The organism is Prochlorococcus marinus str. MIT 9312 (assembly GCF_000012645.1).
GTDB classification, from domain to species: domain Bacteria; phylum Cyanobacteriota; class Cyanobacteriia; order PCC-6307; family Cyanobiaceae; genus Prochlorococcus_A; species Prochlorococcus_A marinus_L.
The window spans coordinates 668,574-691,020 of sequence record NC_007577.1 but is presented as its reverse complement, the minus strand read 5'-3'; the positions used below and the strand labels follow the sequence as shown (position 1 = coordinate 691,020).

The window sequence follows — 22,447 nt, the reverse complement described above, 5'->3', positions numbered from 1 at the left end:
TCCAATAATATGTATAACAATATTTTTATATAGTAAGGGTTTCTTTAATTCGCCAAATATGTAAATCTCAAGTATTGAAGATTAAACTAGAATTTTCAAAAAAATTCTAAAAATAGTTATTGAAATTTTTTTAATGAAAATATTCTAAATTGTGCTATTTTTCTTGCATTTTCTGGATCAGAAACTAAAAAAGGGTGTTCTGATAAAAGTTCCAATACTTTATCTATCTTTAATAGTGAGTCCTCACAATCAATATTTTTCCATTCCTCATCAAATGACATCGCAAAGCTGTCAGCATTGTCATAAAGTTTATCTTTCATAAGAATTGTAATTTAAAAAGATTTTAAAGTTTTGAAATAATCTTAAAAAGCAATTAGAGAAGCATATAAAACTATCCAAATTATTAATTAAGAAATAACCTTCTTTGAAGGTTGTTTAAATTATACTTTCTTTTATTACTTAATTTTACAGTTAGCACTAGCAATCAAAATCTGACTAAATTTGACAGAAGTGTTACAATAACGACATATATAAAGATTTATGGAAAATAAAGTTAAAAGGATAGGTTACCTCCCTAGAAAAAGGGTACTTGAAATTATTGATGAAATATCCAAAAGCGAATCTATAAGTAGATCTAAAGTAGTTGGAATATTAGTTGAGGAAGCATTAGATTCCAGAGGAATTGCAAATTTTGGATATAGCAATATCAGCAATTCAAAAATATACAGATCTGATAATTACAAAGATCTCCAAAATGATAACGTTCACTTAAAAGAAACTGAAGATGAATTTGTTGATGATAGTGGTTATACAGTTTCTTCTAACAAAACATTAGATCGCTCAATATCCTCTGCAGATATTGAATTAGCAAATAAAATTAATATACTTAAGGAATCTGGATTAATATAACTTCCATTTAGTATTTATTTTATTTTTTAATGCATAACATTGGATCATTGTTTATTCTTAGTCAAGAATAATATTCCTTTTTATATAGTTCGAATATTAAATCCTTTCTAATATTAGTTTTGTAATTAAAAAATGAAAGATATTAAATGTCCCTCATGTGGCAAAACCTTCCGAATTGATCCCAGCAGCTTTGAAGAAATCCTTCTTCAAATAAAAGACGAGGAATTTAACAAGCAAATAAAAGAAAGACTTCTTTTAGCTGAAGAAGATAATAAAAAAGCTTTGGAAATTTTAAAACGAGAATTAAGAATACAGTTAATAGAGCAAAACAGCATTAAAGATACTGAGATTCAAGCTCTTGAATCTAAATTAAACATAGCTGAAGAAAAGAAAGAAAATGCTCTTAATGATTTAAAAAATCAAGCAACAAATAAAATCAATTCACTCAATAATGAATTAAACAATTTAAAGGATGAAATTAAAAACCAGTCTTTAATTGCAGAATTATCTTTAAAAAACAAAGTTAATGAAGCAGTTACTAATTTAGAAAAAGAAAACTCAACATTAACAAATTCTATTGAAAAGATAAAACTTGAACATTCAATTAATGAAAAATTAATTGAAGAAAAGTTTAAAAGCAAAATTAGTGAAAGGGACCTGACTATTCAGGAGCTAAGAGAAATGAAATCTAAATTATCTACAAAGATGGTAGGCGAAACCTTAGAAATCCATTGCGAAACACAATTTAATCTTAATCGTGCTACCGCATTTAAAAATTCATATTTTGAAAAGGATAATGATGCTACTTCTGGAAGTAAAGGTGACTATATATTTAGAGAATTTGATGAAAACAATACTGAAGTCGTATCAATAATGTTTGAAATGAAGAACGAAAGTTTAAATGGAACTAATAAAAGAAAAAACGAAGATTTTTTCAAAGAATTAGATAAAGATAGAAGACAAAAATCTTGTGAGTACGCTGTACTCGTTTCGCTTCTAGAGTCAGAAAGTGAATTATACAATGCAGGAATAGTAGATGTTTCACATAGATTTCCAAAGATGTATGTCATAAGACCACAATTTTTCTTGCCGATTATTTCTCTACTAAGAAATGCATCGATGGAAACCTTAAAGTACAAATCACAAATTGATTTAATGAAACGCGAGAATTACGACATAACTAATTTTGAAAGTACTCTTGAGCAATTCAAGAATGCCGTTGGTAAAAATGTATCACTTGCCCAAGATAGATTTAATGATGCCATTACAGAAATTGATAAATCAATAACCCATTTACAAAAAACGAAAGAGGCTTTAATTCTCTCAAAAAAACATCTTTTATCTGCTGACAGCAAATCCCAGGATTTAACGGTAAAGAAATTAACTAGAAATAACCCCACTATGAAAGAAAAGTTTAATGATTTAAATAATTTCAAAGATGAAGTGGCCTAATTAACAAAAATTTTTTGAAATTAATAATAGTTAAAAAAATATTTTATTTCTAATTTATAAATATACTATTAATAATAAATTCCATAGTAAAGAAAATAATGTCTATCAACACTCCAATTTTCACTATAGCCAAAGATCTTAATGTCGAAAGTAATAGAATAATATTAGCCTGTAAGAAACTTGGAATCAACGCAAAAGGTTCGACAAAAAGATTAAATAAAGAAGAATTAGAAAAAATTAAAAGTTATTTTGAAACAGGTAAAAACGTATCAGATGAAATAGTCACTATAAACAAAAATAAAGTCAAAGAAAAAAACACAACAAAGAAAATTACAGAAAAAGATAAGATTAATTATTTTGCAAACAGACTTATTCGAAAATCTTAAATAAAACTAATTTTTTTTAATTACTTAAAAAAATAACCCACAGAAGAAAAATAAAATATTTTATCATAAGTAAAAATACTTAATATGAGCATAAGCAAAATTTTAACCTCCCTAGAAAAATCCTGGGAAAGAGATGATGTTCTTTTGAAAATAAAGAAAGGTTTAAGTACAGAAGAAATAGTAAATGAATTTCTTGCAAACAACCAAGTAAAAATTAAAGAATTTAATTCATTATTAAGACCAGAAGATATTGATTTATTAAATCAAGTAGGACAATTATCAGAATGCGAATCTAAATTAATAAATAAGATTAATAATTTAAATTACTCAACAAATAATGAAAATCATCACACAATAAATCAAAAAAACATTTCGCCATTTAATAGAGTTCCTCATAACAAAATTAGTTCATTCATGATTAATTGGAGCAACAAATTTGTAGTTTTTGCTTTACTAACAATTTCAGCCATAGCTTTATCAAAACAAGCATGGGCATAATTAGCTAAATTAACTACATTGAGATAGATGTAGTTTTGAGAACTAAACAAGAATATTTAATAAAATATAAAGATGGAAATCTTTATTGTGAACTTGCTGATATTTGGATTGATCCAAGCAAGCCAGTAAAAAAGGCATTAATAACCCATGCTCATTTTGATCACTTTACATTTGGCTGTGAAGAATACATTTCTACTAAGGAAACTGCGATACTTCTTAAAGAAAGAGTTAGAGATAATATCAAAATTAAGACTTTTGAATATGGAGAAGAATTCAAGATAAATGGTATTAATATTTCTTTTCATCCTTCAGGACACATCCTTGGATCTAGTCAAATAAGATTTATTTTTGCTGAAGAAAAATGGCTTATTTCAGGTGACTTTAAGCTTCAAAAAGATGAGACTTGCAAACAATATGAAATAGTAAAAACTGATTATTTAATAAGTGAATGTACTTTTGGTTTACCAATCTTTAAGTGGGACGAAACAAATAAAATAGTAAATGATATTTCAAAGTGGATAACTAATTCACCAGAAAAAACTTCCTTACTTTTCTGCTATTCACTTGGAAAAGCTCAGAGATTGTTAAACGAAATTAGTCAAACAAATTTTAAAGGCAATATTTATTCCCATGACAGTATTCATAAAATGAACAATAGTTATAAAAAACTTGGAATTGATATTAAAGATACTATAAAAATCGAAAATAAAAAAAAGATTGATGAACTTAAAGGAAGTCTAATATTATTACCGCCATCTTTAAGTAAGGGCTCTTATCTAAAAAATTTCAAACATATTCAAACAGCTTTTGCGAGTGGATGGATGTCAATAAGAGCTCTAAGAAAAAGATCTGGATATGACAAAGGCTTCCCAATCTCTGATCATGCAGATTGGGATGGAATACTGGAAGTAGTAAAAAAGTCTGAAGCAAAAAATGTATTTTTTCATCATGGAGATAGTGAAGCTTTAAGTAAATTTTTAGTTGAGAAGGAATCAATAAATGTTCTTTTCTTCGGTAAATAAATATGAGCTTAAAAAATTTTTCAGAATTATTTCTAGATTTAGATTCAAGTAACAGCACAAATAATAAAATTGAAGTTTTAAAGAATTATTTTTTATCTAATGATCCAATAGATAATTCATGGGCAATAAATTTACTGACTGGAAAAAGTAATAAGAGATTTATTAGCGGAAGATATTTAAAAAATCTTTTTTCTCAAATATATGAATATCCTGAATGGTTAATTGATACATGCTATTTAAAAGTTGGTGATTCTGCTGAGGTAATAACGTTATTACTTAAAAATAAAAGTACTTCCAAAAAAAAGAAATTATCAAATATAAGTCTCAATGAATTACTAAGCAAAACCATACCTGATTTATCAAAACTTAATGAGGAGGAGAAAAATTTTAAAATTAAAAATATGTGGGAAACATTACCTGAAGATAACCATCTAATTTTCAATAAGATTCTTACAGGAACTTTTAGAGTAGGGGTCTCTATCGGATTAATCACAAAATCAATATCAAAACTAATTAATATTGATGAAGAGATTATTTCCCATAGGTTGATGGGGAATTTTGAGCCTTCAATTGATTCATATGAATTTTTAATTAACAAGAATATCAATCTTCAAGAGTTAAATTCCAAACCATTTCCATTTCTTCTAGCGAATACTATTGAAGATAAAATCTTCAAACATTCAATAAATGATTTTCAATTTGAATGGAAATACGACGGTATAAGGATGCAATTAATTAAAAGATCAGGAAATGTTTCGTTATGGACAAGAGGGCAAGAATTAGTCAATGAATCATTCCCAGAATTAGTAGAGAAAATGTCGCATATAAAAGATGATTTTGTTCTTGATGGTGAATTATTAGTTTGGAATTTTAAAGAACAAATTGCGTTTGATTTTTCTTTTCTTCAAAAAAGAATAAATAGAAAATCTCCTACTAGATCAATCCAATTAAAATATCCAATTATTTTTATTGCTTATGATCTTTTAGAGATTAATGGAAGAGATATAAGAGAAATTAAATTAGAGAATAGAAGAATTGAGTTAGAAAAATATTTTTCAAAATGGCAAAATAAAACTGAGAATGATATCTCTGATATTTTCAAAATATGTGATTTAATCTTTCCTAAAGATTGGCCTGATGCTTTAACTTATAGAGAGAAATCTCGAGAAAATAATACTGAAGGATTAATAATTAAGAAAAAGACTTCTATATACTCCCCTGGTCGAAAAAAAGGCATTTGGTGGAAATATAAAGTTGATCCTATGCAACTGGATGCTGTTCTAATTTACGCAAAGGGCGGTAGCGGTAGAAGAGCTGGTCTTTATACAGATTACAGTTTTGCATTATGGAAAGACCAAGAATTAATTAAATTTGCAAGTGCATATTCTGGTTTAACAAATATTGAGATCAAAGAGCTAGATAAATGGATAAGGAACAATACAATAGAAAAATTTGGTCCTGTTCGATCGTTAAAACCAGAAATGGTATTTGAAATATCTTTTGAGAAAATACAAATTTCAAAACGTCATAAGTCAGGCATAGCAGTAAGATTTCCAAGAATAACGAAATGGAGAAAAGATAAAAAAATTAATGATGCAGATAGTCTAGAGAATGCTTATGCACTGATGAAAAAAATATCATGAATAATATTAAACAAAATAGTAGGCAAAGTAATTCTATTTCTAAAATTAAACAGTTTTTCTTCTCAAATGGATGGGAGCCATTAACCTACCAAGAAGAATCTTGGAAAGCATTTTTAAATGGGGAAAACGGACTAATACAAGTTCCTACTGGATGCGGCAAAACTTACGCTTCATTAATGGGACCTTTATCACAGTTAGAAGATCCCAAAAATAATAAAAGTGTGCAAATATTATTAATAACGCCTTTAAAAGCACTAAGTAGAGATCTAAAAAATTCCGTCCAATTAGCAGCTTTACATTTTAATAAAGAAATCACTGTTGAAATCAGGAATGGGGATACAACCCCATATGAAAAGAAAAAGCAACTAGCTAAACCACCTAATATTCTTATCACGACTCCAGAGTCTTTATCTCTTTTACTTTCTAATAAAGGATCTAATAATCTGTTTAAGGAGTTGTCATCAATAATTATTGACGAATGGCATGAATTGATGGGTAGTAAAAGAGGAAACCAGTGCGAGTTATCTTTAAGTTGGCTAAGAGGTAATATTAAAAATTTACAAATTTGGGCAATGTCTGCAACTATTGGAAATATTGAAGAAGCAGCAAGAGCAATAGTTGGTATGAGCGCTATAAAACCCAAAATTATAAGTACAAATATTCAAAAAGAGATAGAAATTATAAGCGTTTTACCAGAGGAGGAAACGACCTTTCCATGGAGTGGCCATCTAGGAATAAGAAGTCATTCTTCACTTTTAAAAATCCTAGATAAAAATAAAAGCACCCTATTATTCACCAATACAAGAAATCAATCTGAAAGATGGTATCAATGTCTTAAATTTTTTCTGCCAGAGATGGAAGACAAAATCGCACTTCATCACGGCTCCCTCGATAAAGAAGATAGAAAAAAAGTTGAAGAAGGGGTTAAAGACGGATTAATAAAATGGGTAGTCTGCACCAGCTCGCTAGATTTGGGAGTTGACTTCCAACCTGTAGATCAAATAGTTCAAATTGGTAGTGCAAAGAATTTAGCTAGACTTATCCAAAGAGCGGGAAGAAGTGCTCATAGACCAGGCGGGAAATCAAAAATAATTTTTATGCCTACCAATTCTTTGGAGTTATTTGAGATTAGTGCAATGAGAAGAATAATAAAAAGTGGTATATCTGAGGAAATTAGACTTCCTGAATTATCTTATGATGTACTTCTTCAACATCTAATAAGTTTGGCATGCGGAAATGGCTTTGATCCGAAAATTGAGAAAGAAAGAATTAAAAGTTGTTGGAGTTATAGAAACTTAAAAGATCAAGATTGGGATTGGTGTCTTGACTTTTTAGAATATGGAGGAAAATGTCTTAAAGCATACCCAAAATATAAAAAGATAATTAAAGAAGAATCACAAAATAATAATGTAAACTTTAAATATTTTGTAAAAGACAAATCTTTAATAAGAATGCATAAGTTCAATATTGGGACAATTACGAGCGACAAATTTGTGAATGTAAAATATATGAAAGGTAAATCCTTGGGAAATTTAGAAGAGAATTTTGCCTCAAAATTAAATCCTGGAGATACCTTTTACTTTGCCGGTAAAATGCTTCAATTTGTAAGAATCAGAGATATGATTTTATACGTTAAAAAATCTACAAAAAAAAGTTCTCTAATTCCTGCATGGGTTGGAGGTCAAATGGCAATTTCTGATCTACTTTGTGAAAGTTTGAGAAAAGAAATAGATATATGCAATGAACCAGAAAATTATGATTGCTCGAATCCTGAACTAAATTCATTACGCCCAATATTGAAGAAACAAAAGGTTCTTTCAAATATTCCAAAGAAAGATGAATTCCTTATAGAAATATATAAAACCAAGGATTTATCAACTATTTTTGTTTTTACACTTGATGGCAAATTTGTAAATGAAGGAATTGCATTTCTATGGGCTTTAAGATTAGCAAAATTAAAACAATCTACATTTAGTATTACTGCTAATGATTTTGGATTCAGCTTAACTAGCTCAGAAGATTATGATTTTTCCATAATTAAAAAAGAAGCTGATTATTTTTTTGATAACAAAAAATTAGAGGAAGATCTAGAAAATGCAATAAATTTTTCAGAATTGACAAAACGTAGATTTAAACATATTGCCCAGATAAGTGGACTAGTAAATCAAAATAATCCAACCAAAACAAAAACTTCTTCTCAACTTCAAATAAGTTCAAGTCTTTTCTACGATGTCTTTACTAAATATGAAGAAGGCCATCTTTTGATAAAACAATCGCATCAAGAAGTTAAAGAATATCAATTAGAAAATAAAAGAATATCTAGATCATTAGAAAGATTAAAGAATTTAAAAATGCTATTAAACGAGATAAAAACTCCAACTCCTTTTGCTTTCCCTTTATTAGTTGAAAGACTTAAAAATACCTTAAGCAATGAACCAATAGAAAGAAGAGTAGAAAAACTTATAAAAAAATATAGTGATTAAATGAAAAAAAGTACTTTTAAATTTTGTTGGGAAGATACATTGTTAGAGATGCTTCCTTTAAGAGCGTTATTTCTACCGATAACAAAAGAGTTGTTAATATGCGATATTCATCTTGGGAAAGCTGAGTATTTTCAGCAAAATGGTATACCTCTTACTAATAATTCAGATAAAAACAATTTCGCAAGAATAAAAAAAATAGTAAAAAAATATAGTCCTGAAAAGTTAATAATATTGGGAGATTTATTCCACAGCAAATATTCAATAGATAAAACTCTTCAAAAAAAAGTTGAGGATCTTCCTGAACTACTACAAACTAATGTTGAACTAGTCCTCGGAAATCACGATGTAGGTTGTGATATTAAAAACATAAAAATTTTTGATATTAGAAAAACTAAAAATATTACTTTTAGCCATGAACCAGTTGATTTAGGCGATAATAAAACTTTGAATATTTGTGGACATTATCATCCAAAAATCTATTTAAAAAACAAAGGAGATAAATTGTCTTTCAGGTGTTTTGCAATGGATAAGAATAAAAATACTTTATTCTTGCCCGCATTTGGAGACTTAACAGGAGGATATCCTTGCAAAAAGTCCTTTAGAAAATGGGCAATTGTTTCTGAAGAAGAAATTATCGAAATAAATTCTTAAGTAAAAATCCTATTGAAGTGAATTAAATTTTTCATTTAGATATACTAATTTATACTTAAAACTCTCATTAAATAATTTCATCAATTAATTTATAAATATTGAATAATTATTTATTAATAAAGAATAAACAACTAAAAAAATAAAATGAATAATGCCCCTTCCTTTAGCAGACAATCCACGTTATAAAAAAAATAAACACATTTTATAGAAATGAAAAAATTAATAGCCTTGATTTTATTTCCATTTCTTATCATTCCATTTGAGGCAAAAGCAAATGAGAATTTTTCGGTAGAGATAGAGGCTCTTACACTTGTAATGGAGCAATATAAAGAAGATAATGAATCTAGTATTGAATTAGATATAGAAGATAAAAAGCCAAGTTACATGGCTCTTAAACAAGACGAATGCAATGCTATTGTTGAAGTTACAGAAAAAACAGGCATAGAGGTTGTAAATACTGAATCTTTCGATGTAAATGTCTGTTTGAAAAAAATCTATAAAGTAATCAACTAAATAATCAGGCTATAAAAAATATAATAAAGACAAAGAAATTAAAGAGGTCTTTTACTTAAAGAAGGTAAGACCTAGAGACCTAACAGAAAACTTTGGAACGGGTTCTGCATATACAATTAATAACTACAATGGAATTTTAGAGGTGTAATTAAAAGTACAAAAACTAAAATTATTTTTAATAATTATTTCTTCTTTGATAGAGTTTGTGATTCTTCTCTAGACATTAAAGCTTCAATTTGAGCAAGAACTTTTTGAAGTTCATCCGTTTTTGTAAGAGATGCTTCTGCTACTTCTCTCAATTTTTCTAACTGTTCTTTAGTTTTATCCATGATAAATAAATTAGAAATTAACCACTTTTAAAAATGGTTTTAATACAGATTTTTCACTCCCACACAGATTCATATTCACTCTTTTTTTTATAAAGTCAAATAAATTTCCCTTTGTTAAAGTTTTATGAGGACTTCCAATCAATAGTTTATTTGTTATTGAAACCAAAAGATTACCTTAAATAGAATTACTTTTAAATTATGAAGTAAATACAGGTAAGCCTATTGTTGCAGTTGTTATTAGAGCTCCTGCAAAAATCAAGAAAGGTAGAAATGGAAAGTTTTTCAAGGATTAACTTGCTAATGCGAGTTTACTATATAGGTATTTATACTGTTTGTCTACCCCTAGGAGGTATTAAAGGTAAAAATTCAACATCAACCAAATTTACCAGATATATATTCCTGAGTGGTTTTTTCTTTTGGAGAGTTAAAAATTTTCTTAGTGGAATTAAATTCCGCAAGGTAACCAACCTTTCCTCCATCACCGTCTTCGTATTCAACTGCATTAAAGAAAGCAGTCATATCGCTGACTCTTAAAGCCTGCTGCATATTATGGGTAACGATTATTATTGTGTAATTCATCTTAAGTTCGTGCATCGTCTCTTCTATTTTCAAAGTAGAGATTGGATCTAAAGCTGAGCATGGCTCATCCATGAGAATTATTTCAGGCTCAATCGCAATGGTTCTAGCGATACATAATCTTTGTTGTTGTCCACCTGATAAAGAGTAACCACTATCATTCAATTTATCCTTACATTCGTCCCATAAAGCAGCCTTTCTTAGTGAACTTTCTACTAATTCATCCATATCTCCCGTAAAACCATTAATTCTTGCCCCAAATGCAATATTTTCGTAAATAGATTTAGGAAAAGGATTAGGTTGTTGAAAAACCATCCCAATTCTTCTTCTTACTTCAACTGGATCTACTCTTTTATCGTAAATATTAGTTCCGTCAAACAGGACTGTTCCTTTCAAGGAACAATTAGGAATCAGATCGTTCATCCTATTTAAAGATCTAAGAACCGTTGATTTTCCGCAACCTGAAGGTCCAATAAGGGAGGTAATATTCCCTTTTTTAAAGTTACAAAAAACATTTCTTACGGCTTCAAAAGTTCCATAGCTAATAGAGACATTCTCAAGGGATAAAATGATATTTTTTGGAGTTTTTTTATTAGTTTTAATCATTTATACCCTCTTAGTTTTCTCAGTAAAAGCGGCTAATATCCTTGAAAGTATATTTACTGATAATATCGATAAAACAAGAATAAAGGAAGCTGCCCAAGCTAGTTTATTCTGTGCATCGTAAGGTTCAAGGGCAAAGTTGTATATCAGAACGGCCAGAGAGCCCATCTCATAAAACAAATCCCCAAAACCAGTTATGTAATAGTAAGAAAATAAAGCAGTAAAGATCAAAGGAGCTGTTTCGCCTGCAGCTCTTGCGATTCCAAGTACAACTCCAGTAGCAATAGATCTAAAGGCAGAGGGCAAAGTAACTTTCAATATGGTTGTATACATACTTGCTCCAACACCAAGAGACGCATATCTTAATTCGTTAGGAACTAACTTTAAACCTTCGTCAGTAGTCTTAATAACAGTAGGCAACATCAATATTGAAAGTGCCATACCTCCCGCCAAGCCACTGTACATACTTCCAAATAAGATCTTTGTTGAAACAATTAAGGCATAAATAAATACACCGGCAATTATTGAGGGGACTCCCGCTAAAACATTTACCCCAAATCTAATAAACCTTGAAAAAGCACCGCCTTTAGAATATTCCGCCAGATATATTCCACCGCCAACACCTACTGGTATGGCAATAATTGAAGCAATGGAGGTAATTATCAGTGTTCCTATTAATGCAGGATTAATGCCTCCTGCATCTAAGTCATCTCCAGGAGGGTTTGGTTCTAAAGTAAATAGTTCTGGTGTGATTTGAGATCCACCTTTAATAAGAATATATGTAACCAGAAAAATTAAAGGCAGTATCGCTATCAATGCACAAATTACTGATAAAGAAGTAAAGAGTTTATCTCCTATATTTCTTGATAATCTTTTCTGGTAATAAAGTGAATTCATAATTATCTAATATTTGAGACTAAATTTCTTAACTAACCATTGCGCAAAGATATTTACTACCAAAGAAAGAATCATTAGTACAAAAGCCGCATAAAACAGTGATGAAACCTGACTTCCATCAGCTTCACCAAACTGGTTTGCGAGCATGGAGGAAATGGTATATCCAGGAGATAATAGAGACCAACTAAATGCATTTGAATTACCAATAATCATTGTCACAGCCATTGTTTCTCCCATTGCCCTACCTAAAGCCAATAGAACTCCTGCCATAATTCCTGATAACGCTGCCGGCAAAATTACTGAAAATATTGTTTTCCATCTGCTTGCTCCAATTCCATATGCTGCATTTCTTAACTTTTTAGGAACCTGATTAAGAGAATCTCTTGCAATGGATGTCACTATAGGCAAAAGCATAACTACTAAAATCAATATTGCTAACAAGGAATTTCTTCCTGTAGGTTCTGTACTGAATAAAGGTATCCAACCAAAGAAATTATGTAAAAAGACAAAAAAGGCTCTAAAAAAAGGTTCCATTACAAATATTGCCCAAAGTCCCAATACAACTGATGGAATAGCTGCTAATAATTCAACAAATGAACCTATTATTTCTCTGACAACTTTCGGGACAAAGTCTTCAGTAATAAATATTGCAGTTCCAACTCCTAGAGGGATAGTTATTAATAACGAAAGAAATGAAGTTACCAATGTGCCATAAATTGCAGTAAAAGCTCCGTATTCATCTTTTACAGGATTCCATTCAGAGGTTACTAAAAACTTCAAGCCATACCTTGAAAAGGATTCAAATGACTGAAAAAAGACTACTAAAATAATTCCTAAAAGTATTATTGCTACGAAACTAGACAAGACTAGAGCAGTATTCTTGAAGATAATATCTATATTTTTTTCGATACCGAATCTTTTACGATTCTTGAAAAGAGTTAATTTCTCTTCCATTAAAAAAAGAATATCTCTATAAATCTACTACTAAATAGTGTAAAAGACTTTAAGAGGGGTTAAAGGTATAAGAAAGTCATGAAAAGTAAACATCCTTAAATTAATTTCTTCAAAAATTTTTTCTTTAACTTTACTTAACCATAGGTGAATATTATTTATTAAATAGAAACTGAAGAGATGTCTAAATACAAGGAATTTATAGCTCAAATCAAATATAAAGAAGTAATATCTTCCCCTGTATATTTTATTCCTGTTTTGCTTCTATCCATAATGATTATTATTGAAGGTTTTCACATCTTTAATCACAAACAAAATTGCAAAACTAAAGCTGAGTGGATGGAACAATCAGGAATGACTTATGACAGGGAATCAGAAGTTAATTAATAAAATCTAAAATATAATTTATTCGCAGCAACGTTTTCTATTCGAGGAATAATCTGTCAAAGAATTTATCCATTCCTTGATCAAAAAGAGAGATTCTTTATTAAGGCTGTAGTAAACCCATCTACCTTCTTGTCTGTCTGAGATAAGACCAGCTTCCTTCAAAATTTTTATGTGATATGAAATTCTTGATTGAGATAAATTAGTTAACTTCATAATATCGCATACACAAACTTCTCCATCCATCATTAGGTCAATTATTTCCAGCCTAAAAGGATCAGAGAATAAAACCATCAACTTAGATATATTTTCTTTTTTTACTTTGCTAATATCTTTTAACAATTTTAAAGTAATTAAATTTTCCTAAATATAGCTTAAATAAAAAAGATTTCATTAGTCAAAACATCTTGATACATCAAAATATTTTGATGTATGATTTATATAGAAAAAATTTCAAAGTTATGAAAATTGGAATTAATGGTTTTGGAAGAATTGGCAGATTAGTTTTCAGAGCATTATGGGATAGAGCTGATATAGAAATAACTCACATTAATGAGATAGCAGGAGATTCGAATGCCGCTGCGCATCTACTCGAATTCGATTCAGTCCATGGCAGATGGGAGAAAGATATAAAGGTTAAAGAAGAAGGAATAATAATTGATGGAATGAAATTAACCTACACATCTTTTAAAAATTACCTTGATGTTCCTTGGGAAAAATCTTCTGTAGATATTATTTTGGAATGTACAGGTAAGAATAAAAAGCCAGACAAACTAAATCCCTATTTTGATTCTCTAGGTATGAAAAGAGTAATAGTAGCTTGTCCAGTAAAGGGAATTGTAACTGGAGAGGAAGCACTTAATATTGTTTACGGTATAAATCAAAGTCTTTATGACCCTTCCAAACATAAATTAGTAACAGCAGCATCCTGCACTACAAATTGTTTAGCTCCGATAGTAAAGGTAATTAATGAAAATTTCTCAATTAAACATGGCGCTATTACAACTATTCACGATGTCACGAACACTCAAGTTCCTGTAGATTTTTATAAAAGTGATTTGAGGAGAGCAAGAGGATGTATGCAAAGTTTAATACCTACTACCACTGGATCTGCTAAAGCTATCGCTGAGATCTTCCCAGAATTAAAAGGAAAATTAAATGGACATGCAGTAAGAGTTCCTCTGCTTAATGGTTCTTTAACAGATGCAGTTTTTGAATTAAATAAAGAAGTGACAACTGAACAAGTAAATATGGCACTAAAGGAAGCTTCAGAAACTTATTTAAAAGGAATTCTTGGCTACGAAGAAAGACCTTTAGTTTCTGCAGATTATGTAAATGACTCCAGAAGTTCAATAGTTGATAGTTTATCAACGATGGTTGTTAATTCAAATTTATTAAAGATATACGCTTGGTATGACAACGAGTGGGGTTACAGCTGCAGACTTGCAGATCTTACTGAATATGTAATCAAAAAAGAGATTTAATTTATGTCTTTATGAAATTATCTAATATTCAACAATATAGTGTTGTAACAGCAAACTATTGGGCGTTCACGCTTACTGACGGCGCATTAAGATTATTAGTTGTTGGTCACTTTCATGAGCTAGGTTACACAACTTTACAAATTGCTTTACTTTTCCTTTTTTATGAGTTTTTTGGAATAATTACTAATCTATATGGTGGTTGGATAGGAGCAAGATATGGATTACGACTTACTTTATGGATTGGGACTATCCTGCAAATCATCGCTCTTTTTATGCTTATTCCAGTTAAGGAAGATTGGCCAGTAATTTTTAGTGTCGCATACGTTATGGTTGCTCAAGCAGTTAGTGGGATAGCAAAAGATTTAAACAAAATGAGTGCTAAAAGTGCTGTTAAGACAGTAGTTCCAGAGACAAATGATGGCAATGATAATGGCCAAAAACAACTTTTTAAATGGGTTGCTATTTTAACTGGATCTAAAAATGCTCTTAAGGGAGTTGGCTTTTTCTTGGGTGGACTTTTATATAAGTTATTTGGATTCAATAATGCTGTAGGAATTATGGGTTTTGGACTCTGCTTAGCCTTTTTATTGACATTAATTTTGCCTGGAGAAATTGGCAAGATGAAAACCAAACCAGCTTTTAATGATCTTTTTTCAAAATCAAATGCAATAAATATTCTTTCATCAGCAAGATTCTTTCTTTTTGGAGCAAGAGATGTTTGGTTTGTTGTAGCTCTCCCAGTATTCCTAGATATGGCATTTGGTTGGGACTACATGGAAATAGGATTATTTCTTGGGGCCTGGGTAATAGGTTATGGAATTGTTCAGGCTTCGGCTCCAGCAATTAGAAAGATGTGGGGCCAGAAAGAAAGTCCAGATCGTAAAGCTATCCAATTTTGGAGTGCCGTATTAATGGTCATACCATCTTTGATAGGAGTCGCATTATGGAGAGAGAGTTCTCCATCGATAGCAATAATTTTAGGACTTACTATTTTTGGATTTGTTTTTGCAATGAATTCCTCTACACATTCGTATATGATTTTGGCCTACTCTGATAATGAAAAAGTCAGCTTAAATGTTGGCTTCTATTACATGGCAAATGCTGCTGGAAGACTAGTTGGAACATTACTATCTGGCTTACTATTTATGATTGGGAGAAATCCGAGTATTGGTCTTCAATATTGTCTTTATTTTTCATCACTTCTAATATTATTCTCTTGGATTTCGAGTCTTAAATTACCATCAATCAAACAAAGCTTATCATCACCATAAAAGCTAATTTTAAGAAATTAGAATATTTAGATGGCAAAAATATCCTTAATTGAACTTGCAAAAATTTTTCTAAAAATTGGTATTTTCAGTTTTGGAGGACCATATGCTCATATTTCTTTATTCGAAGATGAAATTATAAATAGTAAAAAATTGATCTCAACCAAATCTTTTGAAAAAGGTATTGGTTTATGTCAATTGCTTCCAGGGCCAATATCCACTCAATTAGCAATATATATAGGTCTTAAAATTAATGGTTATCTTGGTGGATTAATATCCGGTATATGTTTCATTATCCCAGGATTCATTTCGGTATTAGTTCTTAGCTTTTTTTGGCAAATTTATTCTGGATCAAAATTTCTTAATGATTTAATTTATTTTAATCCTCCTATTATTGCAGGAATAATTTTTTCATTTTCATTAGTTCTTTTAAAAAAAAGATTAAAGTTAGATCGAATATTATTCTCTAGCTCAATCTTATCTCTCCTTATATTTGCAAAATATAATAGTATTCAATTTCCTCTCATAACAATTCTTACTACTGCAGGTTTGATAAATATTTTCTTACAGAAATCGAAAAATATTTTTTATAACTTGGTTCCTTTATCTATATTTTCAACAACCTCATTTTTAACTAGCTCAATCTTTTTGGATATTGCCAAGTTTTATAATTTTTTAAAGCTCTCTACAAACTCAAAGTTTTTAATAGATTATCTTAATCTGTTTTTTTTCTTCTTGAAATCGGGACTTTTTATTTTTGGAGGGGGATTAGTAATCATTCCTCTAATGAGTGATTATGTTGTCTCACAAGGATGGTTAACAAATAATGAATTTATAGATGGGATAATGATTGGCCAGATAACACCTGGTCCTGTCTTATTAACTACAAGTTTTATTGGATACAAAGCTGGTTTTTCGGTCGGAGGAATAAATGAAGCTTTAAAGTATTCATTTATATCAACTTTTGCAATTTTTTTACCAAGTTTTTTATTGATTTTTGTTTTTGGAAAAGGCTTCATAAAAAACAGAATTAAATCGATTAATTACTTTATCGAAGGAGTAATCAATACAATTCCAGGAGCAGTTATTTTTTCTGGCTTTAATTTAATTGAAGATAGTTTTTCATCAAAATTCTTTTTAATTAGCTCTATTTTTATAGTTTTAATCTCCACACTATTATCTTTTTTTAAAATAGTTCCAACCTATATACTTATTCTTTTTTCTTTAATTTTAGGTTTATCAAAATATTTGTTTGCATAAAAAAAGGAAGAAATAAATTCCTCCTTTTAAATATTGTCTTACGGTTTATTTACCGATTCTTTTTACAGCAGCTCTTGATTTCTCAAGAATATCACCTTTCAAAGGAACAAATCCTAGTGATGGAGCTTTATCTTGATACTCATCACTTAACAATGTATTAAAGGCTTGTTTGATAGCTTTAGTGTTTCTACCATTACCCTCTTCATAAGCAAGTATCCATGTTAATGAAGCTATAGGATATGCTCCTTTTGCAGTTGGATTAGGATTTTTACCCGCAAGATTTTCATCTAAATTAATGCCATTAAGAGCTTTTGCTCCTGCCTCAACTGTAGGCTTTACATATTCTCCAGAAAGATTCTGAAGAGCAGCAGCTTTAATATTACCTTTTATATAAGACTGGTTAACATAACCGATTGCGCCAGGAGTGTTTTGTATAACTCCAGCTACACCAGAATTACCTTTTGCACCAACACCTGCCGGCCACTTAACTGATTTACCTGTTCCTAGTGTCCAAGTTTTTGAAAACGCTTCCATAGAGTTTGTAAAGGCTTTAGTTGTACCTGATCCGTCAGAACGATGTGCCCAAGTTAACTTACCTGATTTACAGCCTAATTCTTTCCAGTTTTTAACCATACCCATAGCAACTCTTACTGCTTGCTCTTGAGTAAGTTTCAGATCACAATCATAGTTATAACCAAATGCAATAGTTCCTCCAACCATAGGAATCTGTACTAATCCTCTTGTTACCTTTGCTATATCTTTATCCTTCATAGGATCATCAGAAGCACCAAAGTTTACTGTCTGATCAATAAAAGCTTTTCTTCCAGAGCCTGAACCAACAGCTTGATAGTTTACTCTTGGCCCCCCTGAAGTAGCTAAATCTTTGAACCAACGAGTGTAAATTTTGGCAGGAAATGATGCTCCAGCACCACTTAATCTTGTTTTAGCAGAAACACTTGTGCCAGGAACACTTGTACCAGCAGCAATGGCTACTGCAGAAGTGAAAACCAAAGCTTTCTTAGCTATGTTCATGGATGTCATGATTAAATTAAAGACTACATATATATAGCACCGAATTTATACACAAATACTCATTAATTAAAATTTTATCCTTTGGTTAATTAGTTCTTAACCTTCTCTTAAAACAAATCTTGATTAGAGCTTTTTTCGTTTTGTTTCAAAAATATTTAAAAATAAACTTAGATTAATTTTTAACTTATTATTGAAAAATTTTGAATTTTGTGGACAATTTTTCTTTTAATTTAAGGGAAGTTTAAGTTCTCTTTAAATTTTTCTATTTACTTTTGATCCTTATTCATTTCTTAACCTAAAACCGTTGAAATAACAATTGGATATTAATCCATTTTTACGTGTTGAGGTTTATGAAACTTTTTCAAAAATTAATAGCTGCTCCTGCCTTGATTTCTTTGGCATCAGGTTTCGCAGTAAACGCAACTGAGATCAATTCAACAGATCTTAGTGATTATTCAAACTCTAACAATCTAGTATCTTTAGGTGATTTTAAATCAGATACTTTATTCCCAGGAGATTGGGCTTACGATTCATTAAAGGATCTAACAAATAGTCCAAAATTCAATGGGAACTCAGTTTCTCGTTTAGAAGCTGCTGCTGAATTAAATAATCTAATTGCAGGTGGCGAAGGCTTAATGAACGGAGCTGCAATAGACAGGTTAAGTGATGAGCTTGGTTCTGAGTTGGCAATTATGAAAGGAAGAGTGGATGGCCTTGAATCTCGTGTAAATACAATAGAGGCTGGCAGCTTTTCATCAACCACATCAATGAAAGGAAAGGTGGAAGCAATGCTCGCAGCACAAAGTACAGATGCTGGTGCTAATGATGCAGTAATGTTCAATTATCATTATGAAGTTGACTTAAATACAAGCTTCACAGGAGATGACAAATTAAATGTTGAAATTGCTGCAGGTAATCAAGTAGCAAACTCAGTTGCCGCAGCCCATGACGCATTGGGCGAAACTAGTGATAATTTAGCAATAGAAGATGTTAACTACACGTTCCCAGTAGGAGAATGGGCTTTATCTGTTGGTGAATCAATGGATGCTTCAAAGAACTGGCCAAATTCTTGTAAGTACGGGAATGTTGTTGACAACATTGGTGATTGTGGTGCATCAAACTCTGTTGACTTAGGTGGTGATATATCAATAAGTGCAGGTAGAGATTTTGGTGACGGATGGTCATTTGGTCTCGGAGCTTCTGCCGATGATGGTGAAACCAATGCTGGAATGTTCACAGAGGAAGGAGATGATCGCTACGGTTTGGCTTTAGGTTATGAAAATGATACTTATGGAGTAACTTTGGCATATTCCAGTATCGAAGATGGAGCAGCTAACAACACCTACGTTGGAGCAACTGCTTATTATAATTTTGAACCCTTTACGCTAAGTGGAGGTATTGAATGGATGGAAGCAGATCTTGCGACTGATGTGAACTCAGAACAGTGGACTGTAGGAATCACAACTGAAATGGGCCCAGGAGAAATTTCTGCAGGTATTGGTACTAATGGTGCTATAGATGACAATGCTGAGGATCTTCATGTCTATGAAGTTAAATATAGCTACCCAGTAAACGACTCTGTGACCTTAGACACTTTTGCTTACATTGCTGAAACTGTTGCTGCTACTGATGACACAACTGCTGTAGGATTCCTTACTACATTTAAATTCTAATCAGAATACCCAAATCAAAAGGACCTCCATTTAGGAGGTCCTTTTTTTTTGCTTACTTCCTATAAACCTTAAATTGTTCTTAATAAATCTATTTTTTTTTCTTAACTTTTTAAAGGGAACATTAATATGTGTTTTCTTACGCACTAAATGAAAAAAACATTAGCTGCTGCAAGTTTTTCAGCATTACTTGCAATATTCGCCTCCTCTACAAGTAGCGGATTTGCAAATTGGAATACAAAATATTGGGCAAATGAAAAAAACTTCAACAGAATTTCTTCTTTTAATGTAAGTGACAATTTACCAGATGGATCAAAATCTACAACCAAAACATCTTCAGAGGTAGTTACAGCTTCAGAAGATGGAAAGACTTTGATGTATACAGATAGCGATCTAGGAGTAGTAGGTTTAGTTGATATCTCAGACCCTGCAAACCCTAAAGCATTGGGAGTTGTTGAACTTGAGGCAGAACCAACTGGAATTGCAGCACTTGGAAACAATGCTTATATAGGTTCGAATACATCTGAAAGTTATACAAATCCTTCAGGAGCATTAGTTCAATACAATTTAGAAACAAGAAAAGCAGTAAAAGAATGTGATTTAGGTGGGCAGCCTGATAGCGTTTTTGTTTCACCAGACGGAACATTTCTAGCTGTCGCTGTAGAAAATGAGAGGGACGAAGAATATAAAAATGGATTTATCCCTCAAATTGATGACAATGGCATTCAAATTAATCCTGCAGGTTATGTTTCTCTTGTGAAGTTAAACAAAAGAGGAAAAATACAATGTAACTCAATTAAAAAAGTAGATTTAACAGGCTTATCCGAAATAGCTCCTTTTGATCCCGAACCAGAATTCGTTGCTATTAATGATCTTGGTGAAACAGTTGTCTCTCTTCAAGAAAACAACCATCTTGCAGTAATTGATAAAGATGGAAATGTAATATCACATTTCTCGGCAGGAGTTGTAAAACAAATGGCAGGAATGGATACAAAGAAAGATGGAGCACATAAATTTAAAAGCAAACTAAAGAATGTAAGAAGAGAACCCGATGGTCTTACTTGGATTGATAATGACCATTTTGCAACAGCAAATGAAGGCGATTACAAGCATATTGATCCAAATCAGGCAAAAAGAGGTGGTTCAAGATCCTGGACTATTTTTAAAAAAGATGGAACAGTAGTTTATGAAGATGCAAATAGATTAGAAAGAGCAATTGCACAGATAGGTCATTTCCAAGATGGAAGAGCAGGTAAAAAAGGAGTAGAACCTGAGTCAGTTACATATTCAAAAATTAATGGAACGCCCTATTTATTTGTTGGTGCTGAGAGGGCTGGGATATTAGCTGTTTACGATATTACAGAACTAAATCAACCTTTGCTTACTCAATTACTTCCATCAGGCATTGGACCAGAGGGATTTGTCGCAATTCCAGAGAGGGGATTAATTGCCTCAGCAAATGAAAAAGACTACAACAAAAAAGAACCTGGTTTATCTTCTCATGTGACTATTTATCAACTACAAGATGCTCCTGCTTCATACCCACATTTAACAAATGAAAATGGCCTTGAATTTGTATCTTGGGGTGCGATAAGTGGAATGGTGGCTGGTGAAGACGGTAAAATTTATGCTGTAAATGATGGGACTTTTAAAACTCAGCCAAGAATTTACGTTATTGATCCTTCAAGTTCACCAGCTTTACTAGAAAGAGCAATAGATATAAAGCTAGATGGTAAGACTGCATTATTCATGGATCAAGAGGGTATTACAACAGATGGTAATGGTGGATTCTACATTTCTACTGAAGGAATCAAGAAAAAGCTAGATGAACATCCTCCTGCAATCTACCATGTAAGCTCAGATGGTGAAATTTTAGAGAAGATAACTCCACCAGCTTCATATCTTAATTATGCTAAAAATCCTGGTTTTGAAGGCATAACAAGGAATGGGGATATTCTTTATATTGCTCAACAGAAGCCTTGGGGTGATGATACTTTCAATACTACTAAGATCCTTTCCTATAATTTAAAAACCAAACAGTGGGGGGCTGTAAATTATCAATTAGATAGGATCAAAAAAGGGGGCGTTGGCATTTCTGAGTTGACCTATCATGATGGAGCACTTTACGTTATTGAAAGAGATAGTTTTTATGGAAAGAAAGCGAAATTGAAAGCTATATATAAAATAGATTTAGATGATGTTATTTTCGAAGGTCTTCAGACTAATATTCCTCCCAGACTTTATCCTTTAGTTGAAAAAGAGTTAGTTACTGATCTAAAACCAGTAATGCAATCTACGGGTGGTTTTATCCTTGAAAAGGTTGAAGGCTTAGCAATAACAAGCGAAGGGCAAGCATGGATTTCAACTGACAACGACGGGACTGGAAAGAAATCAACTGGTGAAACTCTTTTCCTAAATATTGGAAAAATCTAGTTA

The 22,447-nt window shown here is 31.1% G+C and carries 22 protein-coding genes; 15 read left to right on the top strand and 7 right to left on the bottom strand.

Annotation, left to right across the window (positions count from 1 at the left end):
* Positions 1–116: 116 nt before the first annotated feature.
* Positions 117–320: a hypothetical protein gene (locus PMT9312_RS03800; protein ID WP_011376294.1), complete on the bottom strand. Its 204-nt coding sequence runs from the start codon at positions 318–320 to the stop codon at positions 117–119.
* 220 nt (positions 321–540) lie between these two features.
* Between PMT9312_RS03800 and PMT9312_RS03795 the strand changes: the two genes are divergently transcribed.
* The 9 genes from PMT9312_RS03795 to PMT9312_RS03755 all read left to right on the top strand — a co-directional run bounded on the left by PMT9312_RS03795 (position 541) and on the right by PMT9312_RS03755 (position 9,557).
* Positions 541–909, top strand: a complete 369-nt coding sequence (locus PMT9312_RS03795; protein WP_011376293.1) for a hypothetical protein — start codon at positions 541–543, stop codon at positions 907–909.
* A 132-nt stretch (positions 910–1,041) separates the two neighbouring features.
* A complete protein-coding gene (locus PMT9312_RS03790; protein ID WP_011376292.1) occupies positions 1,042–2,361 on the top strand; it encodes a DUF2130 domain-containing protein in 1,320 nt (439 codons plus the stop codon).
* Between the two features lie 98 nt (positions 2,362–2,459).
* Complete coding sequence (locus tag PMT9312_RS03785; RefSeq protein ID WP_011376291.1) at positions 2,460–2,747, top strand: translation initiation factor IF-2 N-terminal domain-containing protein; 288 nt, start codon at positions 2,460–2,462, stop codon at positions 2,745–2,747.
* 84 nt (positions 2,748–2,831) lie between these two features.
* Positions 2,832–3,245, top strand: a complete 414-nt coding sequence (locus tag PMT9312_RS03780) for a hypothetical protein (protein ID WP_011376290.1) — start codon at positions 2,832–2,834, stop codon at positions 3,243–3,245.
* Positions 3,246–3,280: 35 nt separating this feature from the next.
* Positions 3,281–4,267, top strand: a complete 987-nt coding sequence (locus PMT9312_RS03775; RefSeq protein ID WP_011376289.1) for a ligase-associated DNA damage response exonuclease — start codon at positions 3,281–3,283, stop codon at positions 4,265–4,267.
* 2 nt (positions 4,268–4,269) lie between these two features.
* The gene (locus PMT9312_RS03770; RefSeq protein ID WP_011376288.1) at positions 4,270–5,910 is read left to right on the top strand and encodes an ATP-dependent DNA ligase; all 1,641 of its coding nucleotides are present in this window, start codon (positions 4,270–4,272) and stop codon (positions 5,908–5,910) included.
* Positions 5,907–8,393, top strand: coding sequence for a ligase-associated DNA damage response DEXH box helicase (locus tag PMT9312_RS03765; RefSeq protein WP_011376287.1), 2,487 nt, complete (start codon positions 5,907–5,909; stop codon positions 8,391–8,393). Before PMT9312_RS03770 ends, PMT9312_RS03765 begins: the two co-directional genes overlap by 4 nt.
* A complete protein-coding gene (pdeM, locus tag PMT9312_RS03760; protein ID WP_011376286.1) occupies positions 8,394–9,044 on the top strand; it encodes a ligase-associated DNA damage response endonuclease PdeM in 651 nt (216 codons plus the stop codon).
* 210 nt (positions 9,045–9,254) lie between these two features.
* Positions 9,255–9,557: a hypothetical protein gene (locus PMT9312_RS03755; protein ID WP_011376285.1), complete on the top strand. Its 303-nt coding sequence runs from the start codon at positions 9,255–9,257 to the stop codon at positions 9,555–9,557.
* A 182-nt stretch (positions 9,558–9,739) separates the two neighbouring features.
* Here the strand turns inward: PMT9312_RS03755 and PMT9312_RS09725 are convergent, their stop codons facing one another.
* From PMT9312_RS09725 to pstC, 4 genes are all read right to left on the bottom strand, one after another.
* Entirely contained in the window at positions 9,740–9,886 is a 147-nt protein-coding gene (locus PMT9312_RS09725) for a hypothetical protein (protein WP_002808068.1), read from the bottom strand.
* 372 nt (positions 9,887–10,258) lie between these two features.
* Complete coding sequence (pstB, locus tag PMT9312_RS03750; RefSeq protein ID WP_011376284.1) at positions 10,259–11,068, bottom strand: phosphate ABC transporter ATP-binding protein PstB; 810 nt, start codon at positions 11,066–11,068, stop codon at positions 10,259–10,261.
* Positions 11,069–11,962 carry a phosphate ABC transporter permease PstA gene (gene pstA, locus PMT9312_RS03745; protein ID WP_011376283.1) on the bottom strand — a complete coding sequence of 298 codons (894 nt, stop codon included), beginning with the start codon at positions 11,960–11,962 and terminating at the stop codon, positions 11,069–11,071.
* A 6-nt stretch (positions 11,963–11,968) separates the two neighbouring features.
* Positions 11,969–12,916, bottom strand: coding sequence for a phosphate ABC transporter permease subunit PstC (gene pstC / locus PMT9312_RS03740; RefSeq protein ID WP_011376282.1), 948 nt, complete (start codon positions 12,914–12,916; stop codon positions 11,969–11,971).
* Between the two features lie 177 nt (positions 12,917–13,093).
* Here pstC and PMT9312_RS03735 point away from each other — a divergent pair, with 177 nt between their 5' ends.
* Complete coding sequence (locus tag PMT9312_RS03735) at positions 13,094–13,300, top strand: hypothetical protein (protein ID WP_036924567.1); 207 nt, start codon at positions 13,094–13,096, stop codon at positions 13,298–13,300.
* An 18-nt stretch (positions 13,301–13,318) separates the two neighbouring features.
* Here the strand turns inward: PMT9312_RS03735 and PMT9312_RS03730 are convergent, their stop codons facing one another.
* Positions 13,319–13,639, bottom strand: a complete 321-nt coding sequence (locus PMT9312_RS03730) for an ArsR/SmtB family transcription factor (RefSeq protein WP_041918176.1) — start codon at positions 13,637–13,639, stop codon at positions 13,319–13,321.
* Between the two features lie 119 nt (positions 13,640–13,758).
* Here PMT9312_RS03730 and PMT9312_RS03725 point away from each other — a divergent pair, with 119 nt between their 5' ends.
* The 3 genes from PMT9312_RS03725 to chrA are packed head-to-tail and all read left to right on the top strand — an operon-like array spanning position 13,759 to position 17,309.
* Positions 13,759–14,781, top strand: coding sequence for an ArsJ-associated glyceraldehyde-3-phosphate dehydrogenase (locus tag PMT9312_RS03725; protein ID WP_036924641.1), 1,023 nt, complete (start codon positions 13,759–13,761; stop codon positions 14,779–14,781).
* An 11-nt stretch (positions 14,782–14,792) separates the two neighbouring features.
* Entirely contained in the window at positions 14,793–16,052 is a 1,260-nt protein-coding gene (gene arsJ, locus PMT9312_RS03720) for an organoarsenical effux MFS transporter ArsJ (RefSeq protein ID WP_011376279.1), read from the top strand.
* A gap of 30 nt (positions 16,053–16,082) precedes the next feature.
* A complete protein-coding gene (gene chrA / locus PMT9312_RS03715) occupies positions 16,083–17,309 on the top strand; it encodes a chromate efflux transporter (RefSeq protein WP_011376278.1) in 1,227 nt (408 codons plus the stop codon).
* 45 nt (positions 17,310–17,354) lie between these two features.
* On the opposite strand, the gene pstS is transcribed toward chrA, so the two are convergent.
* Positions 17,355–18,341, bottom strand: coding sequence for a phosphate ABC transporter substrate-binding protein PstS (gene pstS / locus PMT9312_RS03710; protein WP_036924572.1), 987 nt, complete (start codon positions 18,339–18,341; stop codon positions 17,355–17,357).
* Positions 18,342–18,691: 350 nt separating this feature from the next.
* On the opposite strand from pstS, the gene PMT9312_RS03705 reads away from it, so the two are divergent.
* Together PMT9312_RS03705 and PMT9312_RS03700 are read left to right on the top strand one after the other, a co-directional pair.
* Positions 18,692–20,014, top strand: coding sequence for a porin (locus tag PMT9312_RS03705; RefSeq protein WP_011376276.1), 1,323 nt, complete (start codon positions 18,692–18,694; stop codon positions 20,012–20,014).
* A gap of 147 nt (positions 20,015–20,161) precedes the next feature.
* The gene (locus tag PMT9312_RS03700) at positions 20,162–22,444 is read left to right on the top strand and encodes an esterase-like activity of phytase family protein (RefSeq protein WP_011376275.1); all 2,283 of its coding nucleotides are present in this window, start codon (positions 20,162–20,164) and stop codon (positions 22,442–22,444) included.
* Positions 22,445–22,447 lie beyond the last annotated feature (3 nt).